The 17,495-nt window shown below is 60.9% G+C and carries 15 protein-coding genes and 2 pseudogenes; 9 read left to right on the top strand and 8 right to left on the bottom strand.

Annotated elements, in window-relative coordinates:
- Positions 1-67 precede the first annotated feature (67 nt).
- A complete protein-coding gene (locus tag J8I82_RS27670; RefSeq protein WP_209762035.1) occupies positions 68-955 on the top strand; it encodes a LysR family transcriptional regulator in 888 nt (295 codons plus the stop codon).
- A gap of 87 nt (positions 956-1,042) precedes the next feature.
- Here the strand turns inward: J8I82_RS27670 and J8I82_RS27665 are convergent, their stop codons facing one another.
- The 7 genes from J8I82_RS27665 to J8I82_RS27635 all read right to left on the bottom strand — a co-directional run bounded on the left by J8I82_RS27665 (position 1,043) and on the right by J8I82_RS27635 (position 8,458).
- Positions 1,043-2,239, bottom strand: a complete 1,197-nt coding sequence (locus tag J8I82_RS27665) for an MFS transporter (protein WP_209762034.1) — start codon at positions 2,237-2,239, stop codon at positions 1,043-1,045.
- 33 nt (positions 2,240-2,272) lie between these two features.
- Positions 2,273-3,304: an alcohol dehydrogenase catalytic domain-containing protein gene (locus J8I82_RS27660; protein WP_209762033.1), complete on the bottom strand. Its 1,032-nt coding sequence runs from the start codon at positions 3,302-3,304 to the stop codon at positions 2,273-2,275.
- Position 3,305: 1 nt separating this feature from the next.
- Positions 3,306-4,457, bottom strand: a complete 1,152-nt coding sequence (locus J8I82_RS27655; protein WP_209762032.1) for a flavin monoamine oxidase family protein — start codon at positions 4,455-4,457, stop codon at positions 3,306-3,308.
- A 3-nt stretch (positions 4,458-4,460) separates the two neighbouring features.
- Entirely contained in the window at positions 4,461-5,120 is a 660-nt protein-coding gene (locus tag J8I82_RS27650; RefSeq protein WP_209762218.1) for a cupin domain-containing protein, read from the bottom strand.
- A gap of 327 nt (positions 5,121-5,447) precedes the next feature.
- Complete coding sequence (locus J8I82_RS27645; protein WP_209762031.1) at positions 5,448-6,650, bottom strand: mandelate racemase/muconate lactonizing enzyme family protein; 1,203 nt, start codon at positions 6,648-6,650, stop codon at positions 5,448-5,450.
- Positions 6,651-6,919: 269 nt separating this feature from the next.
- Positions 6,920-7,588 (bottom strand): GntR family transcriptional regulator, encoded by a 669-nt coding sequence (locus tag J8I82_RS27640; RefSeq protein WP_209762030.1) that lies wholly within the window; start codon positions 7,586-7,588, stop codon positions 6,920-6,922.
- A 9-nt stretch (positions 7,589-7,597) separates the two neighbouring features.
- Positions 7,598-8,458, bottom strand: coding sequence for an AraC family transcriptional regulator (locus tag J8I82_RS27635; RefSeq protein WP_209762029.1), 861 nt, complete (start codon positions 8,456-8,458; stop codon positions 7,598-7,600).
- Between the two features lie 169 nt (positions 8,459-8,627).
- Between J8I82_RS27635 and J8I82_RS27630 the strand changes: the two genes are divergently transcribed.
- The 3 genes from J8I82_RS27630 to J8I82_RS27620 all read left to right on the top strand — a co-directional run bounded on the left by J8I82_RS27630 (position 8,628) and on the right by J8I82_RS27620 (position 12,693).
- Positions 8,628-9,953: a tetratricopeptide repeat protein gene (locus J8I82_RS27630; protein WP_209762028.1), complete on the top strand. Its 1,326-nt coding sequence runs from the start codon at positions 8,628-8,630 to the stop codon at positions 9,951-9,953.
- 205 nt (positions 9,954-10,158) lie between these two features.
- Positions 10,159-11,412, top strand: coding sequence for an MFS transporter (locus tag J8I82_RS27625; RefSeq protein ID WP_209762027.1), 1,254 nt, complete (start codon positions 10,159-10,161; stop codon positions 11,410-11,412).
- A 315-nt stretch (positions 11,413-11,727) separates the two neighbouring features.
- On the top strand, positions 11,728-12,693 hold the full coding sequence (locus J8I82_RS27620) for a tripartite tricarboxylate transporter substrate binding protein (RefSeq protein ID WP_209762026.1): 966 nt from the start codon (positions 11,728-11,730) through the stop codon (positions 12,691-12,693).
- Between the two features lie 350 nt (positions 12,694-13,043).
- Here the strand turns inward: J8I82_RS27620 and J8I82_RS27615 are convergent, their stop codons facing one another.
- Positions 13,044-13,964 carry a LysR family transcriptional regulator gene (locus tag J8I82_RS27615; RefSeq protein ID WP_245180177.1) on the bottom strand — a complete coding sequence of 307 codons (921 nt, stop codon included), beginning with the start codon at positions 13,962-13,964 and terminating at the stop codon, positions 13,044-13,046.
- Between the two features lie 159 nt (positions 13,965-14,123).
- On the opposite strand from J8I82_RS27615, the gene J8I82_RS27610 reads away from it, so the two are divergent.
- The 5 genes and pseudogenes from J8I82_RS27610 to J8I82_RS27595 form a co-directional block, all read left to right on the top strand.
- On the top strand, positions 14,124-14,609 hold the full coding sequence (locus J8I82_RS27610) for a cysteine dioxygenase family protein (RefSeq protein WP_209762025.1): 486 nt from the start codon (positions 14,124-14,126) through the stop codon (positions 14,607-14,609).
- A gap of 14 nt (positions 14,610-14,623) precedes the next feature.
- The gene (locus J8I82_RS27605) at positions 14,624-15,628 is read left to right on the top strand and encodes a uroporphyrinogen decarboxylase family protein (protein ID WP_209762024.1); all 1,005 of its coding nucleotides are present in this window, start codon (positions 14,624-14,626) and stop codon (positions 15,626-15,628) included.
- 37 nt (positions 15,629-15,665) lie between these two features.
- Entirely contained in the window at positions 15,666-16,646 is a 981-nt protein-coding gene (locus tag J8I82_RS27600; RefSeq protein ID WP_209762023.1) for a Bug family tripartite tricarboxylate transporter substrate binding protein, read from the top strand.
- Between the two features lie 248 nt (positions 16,647-16,894).
- Positions 16,895-17,079: pseudogene (locus J8I82_RS38535) on the top strand (LysR family transcriptional regulator); the annotation flags it as partial.
- Positions 17,080-17,268: 189 nt separating this feature from the next.
- Positions 17,269-17,421: pseudogene (locus J8I82_RS27595) on the top strand (tyrosine-type recombinase/integrase); the annotation flags it as partial.
- Positions 17,422-17,495: the final 74 nt, after the last annotated feature.

Genomic DNA, 17,495 nt, shown 5'->3' with positions numbered 1-17,495 from the left:
AGCATAGCAGCGCAATTACATGAGAAAAAATGGTATCTTTTCATGAACCAATGAACTGGAGTCATGCATGCTGGATCGGCAACATCTTGCGGCACTGGTCGAAGTCCGCCGTGCCGGCAGCGTCACGGCAGCGGCGGAAAAGCTGAACGTCACACAGTCGGCGCTCTCGCACATGGTGAAGAAGCTGGAGGACCACCATGGCGTCAGCATCTGGACGAAGAACGGCCGTGGCCTGCGCTTCACGCAAACGGGGGAATACCTGCTCGCGTTGGCTGATCGCCTGCTGCCCCAGCTGGAACACGCCGAGCGCATCCTTGCAGATTTCGCCGAAGGACGGCGTGGTGCACTTAGGGTCGGCATGGAATGCCACCCCTGCCAGAAATGGCTGGCGCGATTGACGCCGCATTACCTGGCGGCTTGGCCTGACGTCGACTTCGATGTCCGGACGTCGTTCCGTTTTGACGGCGTTGCGGCACTCCTGGGACATGAGATCGACATGCTGATCACACCCGATCCGATCGAGTTGCCGGAACTGTCCTTCACACCGGTGATCGACTACGAACTGGTGTTGGTCGTTCACGAATCGCATGCCTTGGCAGCCCAGTCCTTCGTACGGCCACAGGATCTGATCGACGAGACCCTGATTACGGTCCCGGTCAGCATCGAGCGGCTGGACATCTACACGCGCTTCCTCGTCCCGGCGCATTGCAAGCCGAAACGTCACCGTACTGCCGAGGTGACAGACCTGATGCTCCAGCTCGTTGCCGCCGGGCGAGGCGTTTCCGTGCTGCCGGACTGGCTGGTGGACGAGGAAGGCGCCGGCATGCCATTGCGGGCGTTGCGCCTGGGGAAGCGAGGTATCAGCAAGAGCATCAATCTCGGCTTTCGGCGCGGCGACGAGAACACCGCATACATAGCCGGCTTTGTCGACATGGCTCGGCAATCGGGCCGCTAGGAGGCCAGTGCTTCCGACGAATGCCCGCGGACCGAAAAAAGCCGGAGCAGTCCGATCCCCGGCTTCGTGCCGTGCAAGCTTCCGTAATCAGTCACAGTGCTGCCTGGACGGTGCCACGCTGGTCCATTGAAGCCAAAGCAGCGCGGCAGCGGCGAGAATGACCGGCGGCAGGATCAGCGAAGTCACCGTTGTCCAGCCAAAGGCAGAAAGAAGACTACCGGAAACAAACGATCCCAGGACCATTGCCCCAAACACGACAAAATCGTTGAGCGATTGCACGCGTGGCCCTTCCTCCGGCGCGTGGCAAGTCAGCACCATCGCGGACGCGCCCAGGAAGCCAAAGTTCCAGCCGACCCCGAGAAGGATCAGCGCGACCCAGAAATGATTGACGGTCATGCCGCTCATGCCCGCCAGCGCCGCCAGTCCGGTCAGCGCCAGGCCCGCGAGGACGATTGCCGGCGAACCGAAACGGGCGATCAGGCGCCCCGTGAAAAAACTGGGCGCGTACATTGCGATGACGTGCAACTCGATACCGTAGTTGGAGTAGAGACGAGGAATTCCGCACAGTTCCATCGCCAGCGGCGCGGAAGTCATCATGAAATTCATCATCATGTAGCTGACCACACCGCACAGCATGGCAACCATCAGCTGCGGTTGCCGGAGGATCTCGCGGATCGGACGTCCACGGCTGCTGCGCGACCCTGTCGTGCGGACCTGGAACTTGATGCCGCGCAGGACAATTGCCGAAAGGACCGCGACCGCAGCGGAGCCCAGATAGGTGACGGCATAGGCATGGGGTGGCCACAGGTTCATGGTGGCAGACACCAATTGCGGTCCCACTATCCCGGCTGCGACGCCGCCGGCCAATACCAGCGACAAGGCCCGCGGCTTTTCTTCGGGGCCGACACATTCGGCCGCGGCAAAACGGAAGGTCAACACTACGGCGGCATAAGCGCCGCCGAACAGCATGGAAAAACAGTAGAGCGCGAATGACTGATTGACCAGTGCCAGGGCGGCCAACAGGCCGACGAGTACACCACAGGCATTTCCGGCGAGGAACGCGGCAGGCCTGCCGAACCGGCGGGCAAGCATCCCGACCGGCAGCGTGGACAGCGCCATGCCGACGACAAACAGCGAAATCGGCAACGTGGCCAGTTCGGGGCGCGGCGACAACATGTTGCCGATGATGGCACCGGTCGCGTACACGACCGTGGAGTTCGCACCGGAAAGGGCCTGCGCAATTGCGAGCCGGGCGACGGAGGAATTGAACTTCATGGATTGCATTGGCGAGGTGGTGGAACTTGCAGCCCGCCGGTGTCAGGCAGGATCCGCACCCATGGTCAGAACGATTCTGAACTTGACATCCCCCCTCTTCAGGCGCTGATAGGCCTCACCGGCCTTGGCCAACGGCATCGACTCAAAGCGCGGACGCGCATCGACCAGTACGCTGAAGGCCAGCGCCGCCTCGCTCTCATACGGCGTGCCGGTAATCGAACCGACGAGTTCGCGCTCGCCAACGACCAGGTGTCCGGCCTGCACCGAGAGAGGGTTCTTGGTGCCGCCAAGAACGACAAGCCGCCCTTGCGGCACCAGTGCTGGAAGCAGACCCGATACGGCCTCCGCGTCGCCAATCGTCGAGATCACGGCCTGCGCGCCACCCATGCGCTGCAACGCCTCCGCGGCGTCCGCTGCATCGGTGTCCAGGTATCCATGCGCGCCAAGTTCCGCCACCTCTTTTGCGATATCGCTGCCGCGCCCCACCGCGATCACCTTGAAGCCCATTTTCCTGGCGTACTGTATGGCCATATGACCGAGGCCGCCGATACCAAGGATGGCGACCAGATCCCCGGCCTGGGCACCAGATTTGCGCAGCGCATTGAAGGTGGCGATCCCCGCGCAAAGGAGCGGGGCCGCTTCCTCGGCACTCAGTTCGTCAGGGATGGAAACAAGCCCTGTCGCGCGGGCCCGGACGATTTCGGCATAGCCGCCATCGCAGTTCGCGCCGACGAACGACTGGTTCTGGCAAAGCTGGAATTGGCCCCGCCGGCACTGCGTGCATGCATTGCAGTGTCCGCCAAGCCGCCCAAGGCCCACCCTCATGCCAGTCTTCCACATGGCTGGCGTATTGGCGCCAACCGCGATGATCCGTCCAACGATTTCATGCCCGGGTACCCGGGGCGGCTGGTGCGCAGGGTTGGCCTGTTCGATATCACCGATGTCCGCCCCGCACATGCCGCAAGCCTCCACCCGGATCAGGACTTCCCCGGCATCCGGCAACGGTGTCGCCCTCTCCACCAGTTCGAGGAATCCAGGACGGGTGATCTGCATCGCGCGATAAGTAGATTTCATCTCAGAGGCCCAGAGATTTCGGAAACGATCGGTTCAGGCGCAGCAGGTGCTCCGTTCCACTGACAGCGGCATCCACCGCCCCAGCGACATAGCCGGGGAAGTTCCGCGACCATTCGCTCGCGATGCCGGTGAGGCGGCCTTGCCACGGTCCCGATGACGCCGTGGCGGCCGGGGCGACGGCGTGGTGATTCTGTCCGCTTTCGAGATCCATCGCCGTCGCGGTCAGGCTGTCGGTCGCCCAGTCCTTGATAAAGTCCGCTACGGGTTTCTCCGCCTGCGGACCAAACAGCCGGGCAAACTGCGCACGGCAAGCGAGGCGCAGCACGTCTTCGGAAACGGTCCGCCTGGCAATGGGCGGCACGCCAAAAAATCCGAACAGCGCTGCCCTTCCGCCAGGCATCGATGCGTCGTGGATCTCGCCCATGGGGCCCACCGCACTTCGCGCTGCGCCTGATAGCCCTTCCTCGCGCCAGAATGGCCTGTTGTAAACCGCGACATATTTCGCATGGGATGCCATCCAGGTCGGTGTCTCCTGCCACTGCTGCGCCAGGCGCTCCGGCAGTGGCGGCGCGAACGCGATGGTTGCCTCCGCGAGCCGTGGCGGCAGCGCCAGCAAGACATGCTCTGCCTCCATCGTCGTTGCCAGTCCCGCTTCGTCGGCGCAATCCAGTGCAACGTTTTCGCCTTCGATACGCAGCTGCCGCACTGTCCGGCCGGTGAGTATCCGGGACGGTTCGAGACGTTGGCGCAAGGCGTGAATCAGCGCCCCCATGCCGCCAGCGAGGCGCATCGAAGCCGGCGAGCTGGCATAGCCCCTCAGCCGCATGGGAGCTGCGCCCGCGCTGCGCTCGGACAGCATGTCGCCGGTCTCGTACTGGTCGAATCGCGCGATGCCGAGCCCGGCAACCAGGCGATCCAGTTCGGGTTGGAATGCCGGCCAGAACCAGGTGGGTCCAAGATCGACGTGGCCAGAGGCATGGTCTTCCAATTCAGGCCCGGACTGGCCGGAGGCCAGGGTGGACAGAATGCGTCCCCCAAGAACGGGGCGGGCTTCGACAATGACGTAGTCGTCAATGCCGGACTGCTTGAGCATTGTCGCCGCGTACAGGCCGCTCAAACCCGCGCCGATGATGGCAATCTTCGCGCTTTGCATAGCTTATGCAGCCTCCGCTTCGGCCGGTCCACGGGTCCTGATGTAGACCGTCGCGCCTGCCCCACCGGCCCCGATCTCCGCGTGATCGCCTTCGGGCATGCGCAGCCAGCTTCCCGCCGCATAGCCTTGGCCATCCACGCGCAGCTCACCATCAAGCACGAACAGTTCCGCGGCACGTCCATATGGCAACGGCACCCTGGCATCCAGGCGCACCAGCGCCACACGCTCGGTCTCGTCCGAATACAGCGCGCAGACCGCTCCGCCCGCAAATTCCCGCCAGTGGGCCGCGTCGTTGGTATCGATACGCACGCTTTCCTGCTCGCTGGCCTTCATGTACCGCAGCTTCACGAAAATGACGGCGCCGCCCGCGCTCGACGGACGATGGGACGATCCCGGCGGATTGCGCATATACCAGCCTGCCGGATAGTGCGCATTTCCCTCGGAAAAGACGCCCGACAGCACGAAGATTTCCTCGCCGTCCGGATGCGTGTGCGGCGGGAAATGTGAGTCGGTAGCGTACCGGACGATGCTTGTCGCGCGGCCCTGCTCTGCCCCGAGACGCTCCAGCATCATCCGCTTGACGCCGGGCTGCGGAGAGGCGACCCAATGGTAAGCGTCGGGCGTGACAATGAGGCGGCGCGAGAAATCAGCATTAACGTACATGATGAGACGGGGGCACACTCCACACGCTGCACGTCGGCAGTTCATGCGAGGCGGTACAGAGAAAAAGGCCGACATCGATCATCGGTATTGGATCGCCATTCTTGTTGTTTTCGACCCTGCGGACAAACGAGATAATGTGTTCACCACAAAAAGAAAATCTTTAGCGGTACGCGCGCAAACCCATCTCCTACCCGCCCTCAGGCGGGACCGGTCACTCCGTCCGGCGCCCGCCGACCCCGCAGCGCCTGACGCCTGGAAGGTTTGCCCAACGCCGGCGGCGGCGGCATCCGGGATGCGGAATCCGAATGTCGGCGTCGGCTAGAGCCCTTATTCGATGGAATAAGCCAGGTAGTCCTTCACGACTTCATCGTTGAGCGCCTGACCAAGGCCCGGCGCATCCGGCACCTTGAAACGCCCCTTCTCTGGTTGATAGTCATGCACGCACAGTTCACGGACGCAGGACTTCAAGGCGTAGGTATGATGCTCGTGGATCACGAAGTTCGGGATAACGGCCTCGACATGCAGTGCCGCAGCCGTCGACACCGGCCCCCCGCAGATGTGGATCTGCACCGTGGCGTCATACACGTTGGCCATGTCGCAGATCTTCTTGCCTTCTGTGATCCCGCCGACCAGGCACAGATCGGGCTGCACGACCGCCAACGTCTGCTTCTCGAGGAGTTCGCGATACCCCCAACGCGTATAGGAGCGTTCCCCCGTCGCCAGCGGAATCGACGTCTTGCCTGCGATCTTCTCGAAGTTCTTCGAGTTGAGCGGGTTCACCGGCTCTTCGTAGTAGAAGATCTTGTACGGTTCGATCGCATTCGCGAACTGGATGGCGGAGTTTGTGCCGAGAAGCGAATGGATCTCGCAGATGATGTCCACATTGGGTCCGACCGCTTCGCGGATCGCCGCGATGCGCTCGACGCCCATTTCCAGTTCGGCATGGCTCAACAGACCATAGTGTTTCTGGTTGATTTTGGTTACGCCGGTCTTTACGCCATCGCGCCCGATCTGCAGCGGATCCACCTTGACTGCATCGTAGCCTTCCTCGATGGCGGCCCGGGCGCTGGCCGCATACTGGTCGGGCGTGACATTTTGCGAGTACACATCGCCCCACCCGAACTGGAGCTGGCTGGCGTACGTGCGCAGGTCGTCGTTGGTCTTGCCGCCCAATAGCTGATAGATCGGCTGTCCCATCACTTGTCCGCGGATGTCCCATAGCGCGATGTCGATCGCGCTGATGCCGCCGTAGATCACCGGCCCGCCGCCCGCGCCCCAATAAGTGGTGCGAAACAGCAGTTCCCAGATCGCTTCGACCTTCATGGGATCCCTGCCGATAATGAATGAGGCGAAATCCCGCAGGACGCCAACGGCGGCCTTGGCCCCGGCACCATAGGCGAGGCCCACCTCGCCGATGCCGCTGACGCCGGCATCCGTGTGGACCCGAAGCAGGACCGGGTTGAATTTCGCCATCGACGCATCCTTTCGATTGACTTCGCAATCGAAGATCTCCACTTTCGTAATCTTCATGTCTTCCTCACTAGTGATCGCTCATTCGACAAATCCCAGGCGTGCGCAGCGGTACTGGCCTGCGCGGCACCGGACTGGCTTAAGCGAGTCGCTGCTGTCATGGCGCGGCGCTGCTCCGCGCTGGCCATCGATTGCGACCCGGCGCGAGCGAGTGTAGGAATTCGATGATCGAACGGTCAATCGACCGGCAGGCGATCTGACATGTCAGGCCTGACGTTTCCCCTGATTGACGGTGGAAGACGGCCTGGTGGAGAGGCGCGCCGCTTGCGCTATGAATCGATCTGGCTCAGCAGATTGCGTTCGCGCTCCGAGAAGCTCTTGCGAATGTGTTCCTGCAGACGATCGCACGCGCTGTCCACGTCACCAGCCTCCAGCGACACGACGATGGACCGATGCGCATTGAGCGACGATTGAAAATGGGAATCGGGAAACGTCAACAGACTCCTCATGGCCCAGATCTTGATGTCCAGGGTCGCGTAGGCGTCCGTCAGGTATGGGTTAGCGGCATAGACAAAGGATAGTTTGTGGAATTGCCGGTCGAGTTCCCGGTAGGCGCGGCGATAGTTGTCCTTGAAATCCAACCCTTCCGCGCTGGAGACATTGTTTCGCATCGCCAGCGTATATCCCGATGCGTTCTCGCTCATCGCCAGCCTGATGGCGGCACATTCGAGCAGGGCCCTGACCAGGTTGAGCTGGTCAAACTCAGCGTCATTCAGCGAAAAGATAAACGTACCGATCCGCGGCTTGACTTGAATGATCCCGATCGCCGCGAGCGATGCAATGGCACGGCGAATCGGCGCCTTGCCAATGCCGAATCGCTGAGCCAGCTGTTCCTCGCTGATTTTCTGCCCCATCTCGAACTCGCCCTGGACGATGAGCGACTTGATCCGCTCCTGCAACGCGAGTTCGTTGCCGGCTTCTTCCAGGTTGTTTTGCACGGATGCCTCCTATGTACTTAAGCCAGCAATGGCCGACGACCGCCGGGCGATCGCCGCACGGGGCGCCGACACGCGACCATCGCTCTCGTCACCGCGCCCGCGCATGAACGCCTGGGGACCGCAACCCATGTCGAGGCGGAATGCATAGACGAACGCGGACGTAGAGCCGTAGCCCAGTTCCATCGCTGTGCGAGTTACACTCATCCCCCCGCACAGCAATTCAATTGCGCGGAACAGCCGCATGCGCCGACGCCACGAACGCAGCGATACGCCAGTCTCACCGACAAAGTGCCTCGATAGCGTTCGCGCCGACATGCCCAGCACAAGGGCCCATTCTTCCGGGCCTCGGCTATCAGCGGGATCGGCGTACAGCGCCTCGCAGAGTGTCGTCAACGGCTCGCTTCGGGGCCAGGGCAGCGCAGCAGGAATCGCCTCGGCCCTTCGGAGTTGATCAATGATCAGATGCGTGACGCGCCCCGTGTAGCCGTCGGCATCCTCTTTCCCGTCAATCCCGGCGGCTTCAACAATCAGTGCCTTCAGCAAAGGCGATACCCGGAACACAGTCGGCTGGGCAAACGGCAAGTCGCCGCCCACGCCTTCACTGATCCAAAGGCTCCGGAACTCTGCACCCAGCAACGAGCCCACACGGTGCCGGTGGCCTGTAGGCAGCCAGGCGGCCTGCTCAGGAGAAATGACGAAAGAGCCGCCGGCGACGGTGACCGTCAGGGCACCGGATATCGCATAGACGACCTGGTGCCACTCGTGCTCGTGTTCGGGGAAGGCGTGGCGAGCCGGAATGGACTGGGCTCGAACGGTCATTGGCTGGGGCGCTTCTGCACCGTGCGGTGCCTCAATTGTCTGCCATTTCATGCTTCATGCTCCCGTTGGCAGTTATTCTACATAGATTGACCGTTAGTCGAAAGACGGCCAAGGCTTATTCGGCTTTAATGCATGGGATGGCGACACTCCGGTCTGCACGGCGTACCCGGATGCTGGCCGCCTGTCCCAGGCCTTAATCCTGAAAGGAGTGATTTGTTTTATGGCGCGCTTCGAAGACCGGTACGGTCTGCAACTCTCCACGACCTCTGACGTCGCCGCGGACCGCTACCAGACAGGCATCGACCTGCTCCTGTCCCTGTGGCCGAACGCCGGAGCCACGCTCGACGACGCCATCGCGGCCGATCCGGATTTCGCGCTTGCCTACGCTGCGCGCGCGCGCCTGCACGCCATCCGTGCTGAAGCTGCCGACGCCAAGGGAAAGATTGCCATCGCGAAGGAACTGGTGGCTCGCCACGGCACGGAGCGCGAGCGCAGCCACGTGGAAGTGCTATGGCTTGCCATCCACGGCAAATCGGCCAAGGCCCTTGCCAGCGCGCTCGAGCACACTGACCGCTGGCCACGAGACATCCTGATCTTGTCCCTGCCGTTAGGCGCCTTTGGTTTGCTCGCATTCTCCGGTATGGCCGGCCACGATCAGGCACGTGTTGACCTTTGCGAGCGTCATGCTCCGCATTTCGACGCGGACGACTGGTGGTTTCTCACCTATCGCGGCTGGTCACATGGTGAGAACGGCGATGTCGCGCGCGGTCGCGCCCTCACCGAGCGGGCACTCGAATTGCGCCGGAACAATGTCAACGCCGTACACGCGCTGGCGCACGTGATGTATGAGGCCGGGGCGGGCAACGATGCGGAAGCGCTCATTGAGGACTGGCTGCCAGGGTACGACCGCAGCGGCATCCTGCACAGCCACATTGCCTGGCATGCCGCACTCATTGCCCTTGAGCGGGGCGACACCGGCCAGGCGCTCGAGATCTATGGAAAATACGTCGCACCGTCGACAACCTTGGGTGTGCCCATCAATGTGGTAAGCGATACCGCCTCGTTCTTGTGGCGTTTCCAGGCTTATGGGCACGCCGTACCGTCAGGACTCTGGCAGGACGCCTCGACCTATGCTTCGCGGTACTTCCAGCAGCCCGGCTTCCCGTTTGCCGACGTCCACATGGCCCTGGTGGCCGCGGCCAGCGGCGACAAAGGAGCGCTCGAGGCACGCGTCAAAGCCCTGGACGACCTCATCGAGGCGGAAAAGCTTCCCGCCGGCCCTGTCGTACCCGCAATCTGCCGCGCCGCGCTGGCGTTCGCCGAAGAGGACTACCTGGGTTGCGCCAACATGCTGGAACCAGTGGCCCACGAAGTCGTGCGTATCGGCGGCAGCGGCGCGCAGCGGGAGATCGTGGAAGATACCCTGCTGGTTGCATTGATGCGCAGCGATAATGCAGCCAAGGCGCGAGCGCTCCTCAACAAGCGCCTGCATCGCCGCCCGTCGCCGCGCGACGCAAGCTGGCTGGAACGCCTCGCCGCAGCCTGACCCCTGCAGGGTGACGGCCTCTCCTTGGCAACAGCGTAAAGGGGAGCCGTCATTTCTCGCAGTCCCTCCGCCCTGCTACGCTTCCGTGTGAGCCAGAAACCGCGACGTTCCGGCTCTCGCCGCTGGCCGCCCGCTTGAATGCGCAGGACGGCATCCCCACCCACGCTCGACCGGCAAGCGGCCGCTTGCCTGGCTAATCATTTCAATGACCTCCAACGCAACGACGAAAGCCACCGGGCTTCAACGGCTATTGGTTCATGGCATTGGGCCAGTTGCAGCGATCGCCATCGCGCAGCTTTTCGGTACCGCATTGTGGTTTAGCGCGAACAGTACGGCGGCCGACCTGATGCGCGTCTGGCATGCAACGGAAGCCGACATCGGCTGGCTCACCAGCGCCGTGCAGCTCGGCTTCATTCTGGGCACCCTCGGCATATCCCTGAGCGGGGGAGCAGACCGCTTCCGCGCGAGTTCCATTTTCGTGGGAAGCGCGATTGCCGGAGCGCTCTTCAATCTCGGCTTTGCATGGTTGTCGACCAGTCTTGTCAGCGGCGCGGTGCTCCGCTTCTGCGTGGGGGTCTGCCTGGCCGGCATCTATCCGATGGGGATGAAGCTGATTGTTGGCTGGGCACCGCACCGAACCGGTCAAGCGCTGGCTCAACTGGTCGCCATGCTGACCCTCGGCACCGCACTGCCTCATGCGATGCGTGTCATAGGCGCCGGCCTGCCATGGCAGCTTGTCATTACCGCGTCGTCGGTACTCGCCGTGCTCGGCGCCTGCGTGATCGGCGTGCTGAGAGATGGGCCGCATTCCGTCATGAAGCCTCGCCAGACGCAGCGCGCACAGGCGGGTAACACGGCCTCGCGCTCAGTGCTGCACGTCTTTCGCATTCGTTCCTTCCGAGCTGCAACGCTGGGATACTTCGGACATATGTGGGAACTCTACGCATTCTGGACCGTGGTACCGGTGCTTGTCGCGCGCACATCATTGGCTGCACAGTTCCCGGACATCGGTGTCTCGGGCCTCGCATTCCTTGTGATTGGGATCGGAGGCCTTGGCTCCCTGATCGGTGGCGCTTTCTCGCAGCGCGTCGGCAGCGCCAGGGTCGCATTGACCGCGCTGAGCATCTCCGGGCTTTGCGCCATAGCGTTCGCGGCAGGTTGGCAAACGCTGTCGCCCATCCCCTTATTCGGGTTGCTGATCCTGTGGGGAGCATCCGTCGTGGCCGATTCCCCCCAGTTCTCCGCGCTCGCAGCGAAAGCGTGCCCGCCAGAGCTGGTTGGCAGCGCCCTGGCAATCCAGAATTCCATCGGCTTCGCCATCACTGTCGTTTCCATTGCGGCAACAACGGCACTGATCGAGCACATCGGACTAGATGCCACCTGGCTTCTCGTCCCGGGCCCCATTCTCGGTCTGGCCGGCTTCTCGCTGACTTCTCTACGCGCGCGCGTCGCATCCTAACACCGAAGTACTGGTGCCCGAGATATGACCGGTGCCGACTGGCGCCAGTGCAAGCGAGCTGCAGCCCGGCAACCATACGACGCACCCATCAGCTAACACGGGAAATGGCTCCAGCAATGTCAATAGGCGAATACGTCAGGCCTGACATGGCAGGTCAAAAGGTGGTCAATTGACGCTCCCTGCAAGGGATCCCTAGACTCTGCTGCACGAAAGAGGAAAGCGCGCTGCCCGCAGGAAAACCTGCCTGCACCACACGTGAAGGCGCGTCTCGTCGCTAAATGAATCTGTGCCATTTCCAAACAAGGGGAGACAGTAATGAAGTACAGCGCATGCCTGGCCGGCATCATTGCCATTTCATCTTTTACCGCTACAACCGCCGCCTGGGCGGACGACTATCCGAATCGCCCGATCACGCTCATCATTCCCTGGGCAGCGGGTGGATCCACTGACGTGGTCTTCCGCACGCTGGCCAATGCCGCAGCCAAGAGGCTTGGTCAACCATTCGTGGTCGAGAACAAGCCGGGCGTCGGAGGGACACTGGGTGCCGTGACGATGTCGAAGACTGCAAAACCGGATGGCTATACCATAGCCCAGGTTTCGGTCCCGTTGTTCCGCCTGCCGCTGATACAGAAGACTACCTGGGATCCGGAGAAGGACTTCACGTACATCGTGGGCCTGATGGGTTACACCTTTGCCATCACGACCGCGACGCAGTCTCCCTATAAGAGCTGGGCCGACGTCGTCAGCAATGCCAAGAAAAATCCAGGCGCGATCACTTACGGAACGTCTGGCCAAAACTCGACGCCACACCTTGGCATGGAGCAGATCAGTTTCCTCGCCGGCATCAGCCTCGCGCACGTACCCTTCAAATCGGGTTCCGAAACGAGCGTCGCACTGCTCGGCGGGCATACCCAACTCCAGGTGGAAGGCGGGACATGGATTCCATTGGTGAAGAGCGGCAAGGCAAGGCTTCTCGCGGTCTGGACCGAGAAGCGCAGCAAGCTGTTTCCAGACGTCCCAACTCTCAAGGAACTGGGTTACCCGCTCGCCATCACCTCTCCGCTCGGCCTCGCCGGGCCCCGCGGCATGGACCCGAAAGTCGTCAAGAAGCTCCAGGACGCGTTCCATGCAGCAATGGGCGATCCCGAAGTGCAGAGGGTCATGGATGACTATCTGATGCAACCGGACTACAAGACATCCGAAGACTTCCGGAAGTTCATGCTCCAGGAGCAATCGAAGGAAAGAGCGCTGGTTAAGCGCCTTGGAGTAAGCATGCTATAACGCAGGGGATCATCGCCATACCGTCTTAGGCAAGAGCGGCGGCCAACCAATCAGACGGCGCCGCCCTTCGACCTCAGACCTCTTCGTATATCCGCAAGTCGAGAAATCAGTCGTATTCGATTTTACTGAGCTCAAGAAACCCTTTTGGACGGAACACTCTGGCGTTATTGATCAGGATGCCCTCCCAACGGGGCTTCCGTGTCGCTAGCTCCACCAGCGCAGCTGCGACCGCAGTTGTGCGATATCGCCGGCAAGGTAGCAAACCCTTTCTCCGCCTACGTCAGCCTGGAATGCTGCAAGACGTAGCTTTCCCTCATCGCCTCCGCCAATCACGACACTGGCAGACGGCATCAGTCAACTGCCGTGTCGCGTGCATATCCTTGCCGCAGCAGGTCCAGCAATGCGCTGACATAGCTTCTTGGACCTAGTACATCCCTTCTCGCGCACAAATTGAGCGTTCGCTTCGCCCATGCGTCCCTGAGCACGATGACCTGTAGTCCGTCGCAGTTGATTGTCTTCAAAGCCGAACGGGGAACGATCGCCACGCCGGCACCGGATCGAACCATGGAAGCAACCGCCGCAAATCCCGCCACCTGGATGCGGACGTCAACACGTTTGCCAAGTTCCGAAGCCTTGGCAAGCAGGAAGGAATGAATGGCAGAACCGTTCTGCTGGCTGACAAAAGGGAAACGCAAACTGTCCAGGAAGGACATCGATACGCCCTCTTCCCACTGTTCAGACGCATCCAGTAGCAACACGATCTCATCCTCCTTGTAAGGGAAGTACACAAGGTCGGCATGAGGCTCGGCTTGCGTCAGGATACCGATATCAGCGCGCCCTTCGACCACGGCAGTGAGAATATCCCGGCTCACATGCTCTTCAAGCGTTATGCGAGCCTTCGGATGAGCTTTCAGGAAGCTTTGCAGGTCTCCCGGCAAGAAACTCGCAATCGCGCTGCTATTGGCGTAGATGGCGATCTGTGCATGTACATCTTTGGAAAACGGAACCAGGCCAGCGTGCATCGCCTCCAGTTCGCCGAGGCAGCGCCTGCAATGATCCACCATGATCTGGCCGGCTCTTGTTGGCGATACCCCACGCGCCTCGCGTTTGAAAAGTTTCGTGCCGATCACCTGTTCGAGGTGCTTCACACGCAAGCTCGCCGTTGAGGGAGCCAGAAAGCAGACCGCGCCCCCTTTCGTCATGTTTCCCGCATCTGCGATGGCCACGATCAGCTTCAAATCCATGATGCTGCAATGCATCAGCCTTTGCATTTCTCAAATCCTCGTCTTGCAACAACTCGTTTGTCGGAAGGAGTCTACACATACAGACTTTGTTTGCCGGCATTGTGCTCGACCTTTTGGAAATCGCAAATGTGCAAATCAACTCAGTCGTCCTCTCCCCCCCTGGCGGATCTCACGCGTTCCATAGACGTGATTCTCGACAAGCCCGGAGACCCCGACATCGCCGCCGTCTGCGCGGCGATTCAGCAGGCTTTTTACTCGGGGCTCTGGATTCCGGACGAACAGTGCAAACCAGGCAATGACACTTATGCGCGTCATGTTCTCTATAGCGATCCGCAACGCCGCTACACCGTTCTCGCCTTGGTATGGAAGGAAGGCCAGGCAAGCCCTGTCCATGCACATCACACCTGGTGCGCCTATTCCGTGGTTTCAGGAGAACTCTTCGAAGAGCGGTTCTCGTACAACACTGAGTCGCACGGGGCGGTCGCTACCAATAGTGTTTCCAAAAGAACGGGAGATGGCGGCTGCGGGCCGGCGGGCTTGAATCAGATTCATCGTATTCGCAATAGCCTCCGCGAGACCGCCATCTCCGTGCATGTGTATGGCGTTCCGGTGACCGAACTGAGTCACGGTGTCAACAACGTCCTGCCGCTTCTGGAACCCGCCACGATTTGAAAGGAATTGCTGCTGTGAAACATATCGATCATTGGAAGCGATTAGAGTCGGTAATGCGGGGCGATGCCTTGGACCAGATTCCAGTCTCACTCTGGCGCCATTTCCCCGCCGATGATATGGATGCCGGCAAGCTGGCTCGACATACGGTCGCATGGCAGGAGAAATGGGGGTTCGACTTCGTGAAGTTCATGCCTCCCGGCACCTATAGTGTCGAAGATTGGGGCGCTACGACGGCCTATGCGGGGGCGGCGAACGGTGCGCGGGTCGTGACGGATGCTGCCGTCAAGCGCACAGATGATTGGAGGAATATTCGGCCCCTAAGCGCGCGAGCCGGTTCCTGGGGACAGCAGAACGTCGCGCTGGCAGAGGCCGCGCGCGCGCTCAATGGCTCGGCACCAATCCTCCAGACAGTTTTCAGCCCGCTGACGACAGCGCGCAAACTTGCCACTGACAGACTATTTGCCGACATCCGGTGCAATCCAGACGCCGTTGAAGCCGCATTGCGTGTCATCACGGACGTTACTATCGAATTCTGCCTCGACGCGATTCGTGCGGGCGCCCATGGGATATTCCTCGCCACCCAACTCGCTTCACATCGGCTCCTCAGTGTCGCGGAGTATGAGCGCTTTGGGGCGACATACGACCGGGAGATATTCGACGCCATCAAAGGCCGATGCCAGCTCAACATGCTCCATGCGCACGGGGACGACATCATGTTCGACTTGCTGTCCGGCTACCCGATACAGTTGTTCAACTGGCACGACCGCCTGACCGATCCGGATCTCAGACGAGCTCGGAAAAAATTCCCCCAAGTGCTAGTTGGAGGGCTAAACGAGCACGAAACCCTGATCCATTGCCTCCCCGAAGACATTGCTCGAGAAGTCGAGGATGCCGTCGACCAGACGGACGGCCGGCATCTGATCATAGGGCCGGGATGCGTACTGCCGGTCGCGACCACCGATAGGGCCATTCAAGCTGTTTTAGATTCCGCACGCAACCTCAACAAGGTCGCGTTGTAGCGATAATGCGGGTCGAAGACTTCTAAAAGGAGACACCATGTTCAAACAAGCTTTCAAAGTCCAGATTGCTGCCGCGCTGTTAGCCGCCGCGCAGGCCAGTTATGCCGATGCATGGCCGGAGCCGTCCAAGCCAATCAACCTGATCGTTCCCGCACCGGGCGGTGGGGGCACCGGCGACACAATCGCGCGGCTGCTTGCTCAGAACCTCAAGCGAGAGCTGAACGCAACCGTCGTTGTCGACAATCGCGGCGGGGCCAACGGAAACATTGGCGCCGGACTGGCTGCAGCGGCGAAACCGAACGGCTACACCTTTCTGCTTTCCTGGGCCGGCACCCTGGCGGTTAACCCAAGCCTATACCGCAAGCTACCCTTCGATCCGCAATCCAGCTTCGCACCGGTTTCAATGGTTGCCGAGGTGCCAAACGTTCTGGTTGTCAATAACACCTTGCCAGTAAACTCGTTAGCAGAATTCATTGCCTTCGCCAAATCGCGCAACGGCGAACTGAACTATGGCAGTTCAGGTAACGGCAGCTCAATGCACCTGGCGGGGGAATTGTTTGACCGGGAGACCGGCGTCAACATGACGCATGTTCCCTACAGCGCGCCGGGGACAGCCACAACAAACCTCCTCGCCAACGACATCCAGGTCATGTTTCAGTTGGTCCCAGGCATCATCGGCCAAGTCAAGGCTCATAAAGTCAAGGCGTTGGCCATTATGGCGACAAAGCGATCGCCTGCTTTGCCAGATGTTCCCACGACCGCAGAACTGGGCCATCCCTCACTGGTCTCGTCAACCTGGTTTGCCGTGTTGGCGCCTAAAGAAACGCCGGACCCTATCATTCAGCGCATGAACGTCGCGATAAACAGAGCGCTGAGCAATCCCGAGGTAGTCAAAGCCCTGACTGAGATCGGCGCGGCGCCACTAGGCGGCGAGCCGGCCAAGCTTGCCAGCACCTTGGCCGCCGATCTGACTAAATGGCGTGCGGTTGTGAAGCAAGCGAATATCCGACTTCAGTAACAGCCATATCCGCGAAGAAGCATTATGGCCACCGCTTCCGGTCATATGCTTCTTCCATGGCAAATGTGCCTGCCCGCGGATAGCTTTCCTTTCAGCTTTGAAAGAAAAACTATTTCACACTACCGCCGTGGGGAATCTCGAGCGCCGCATCGCCCTCCGGAGCTCTTTTCATAATGCAACGCCCGGAGGTTAGCGTCTTTCCTACGCATGGAAAGCTTCCATCGCGTTTAAAGGAAAACTTTTGCGCCATGAAGTCGCCTGTTTACCTGAACGCGCTGCGTGCAGTTGAGGCGAGTGCCCGGCATCAAAGCTTTTCGGCAGCCGCAGCCGAGCCAAGTGTGACGCCGGCGGCCATTGGCCACTTGTCCGCAGCCTTGAGGATTCGCTTGGCACTCCATTGTTCCATCGCCAGGTCAAGGGCCGAACACGGCTCGCAGCGCTCCGCAAGCCACATGACATCGCCGGCCTGACGTTAATTCATGATCTTTCCGTACCGAGCCATGCCGGCTTTGCATCGTGGAGATGCCTGGCTCTCCCGCGCCGGTGTGAGCTTGGTTGCCGGGCGATTAATTGCTTTTTTAGTGCATCTTGAGGGGATAGCGCACCTGTTGTTGAACGCGCCATGACCGACCGGCAGGTCGACCTGCGCTTTGTGCGAGACAACTTTGGGCATGCATCGATCTCGACGACGAGCGGATACCTGCACAGCGAGGAGGATGCGCGGCACGAGGCCACGCAGGCGCGGCATCGGATTGGGCGGACCCACAAGAAATAACGTCCCCCGCTGCCCGGGAAAGCTGGACTAAGAAGCTTGGGATATCGGTGGGTGACGCCTAGCATTGAGCCACT

Source organism: Cupriavidus consociatus (assembly GCF_017814975.1).
GTDB lineage: Bacteria > Pseudomonadota > Gammaproteobacteria > Burkholderiales > Burkholderiaceae > Cupriavidus > Cupriavidus consociatus.
This window is presented reverse-complemented; position numbering and strand designations above follow the sequence as displayed.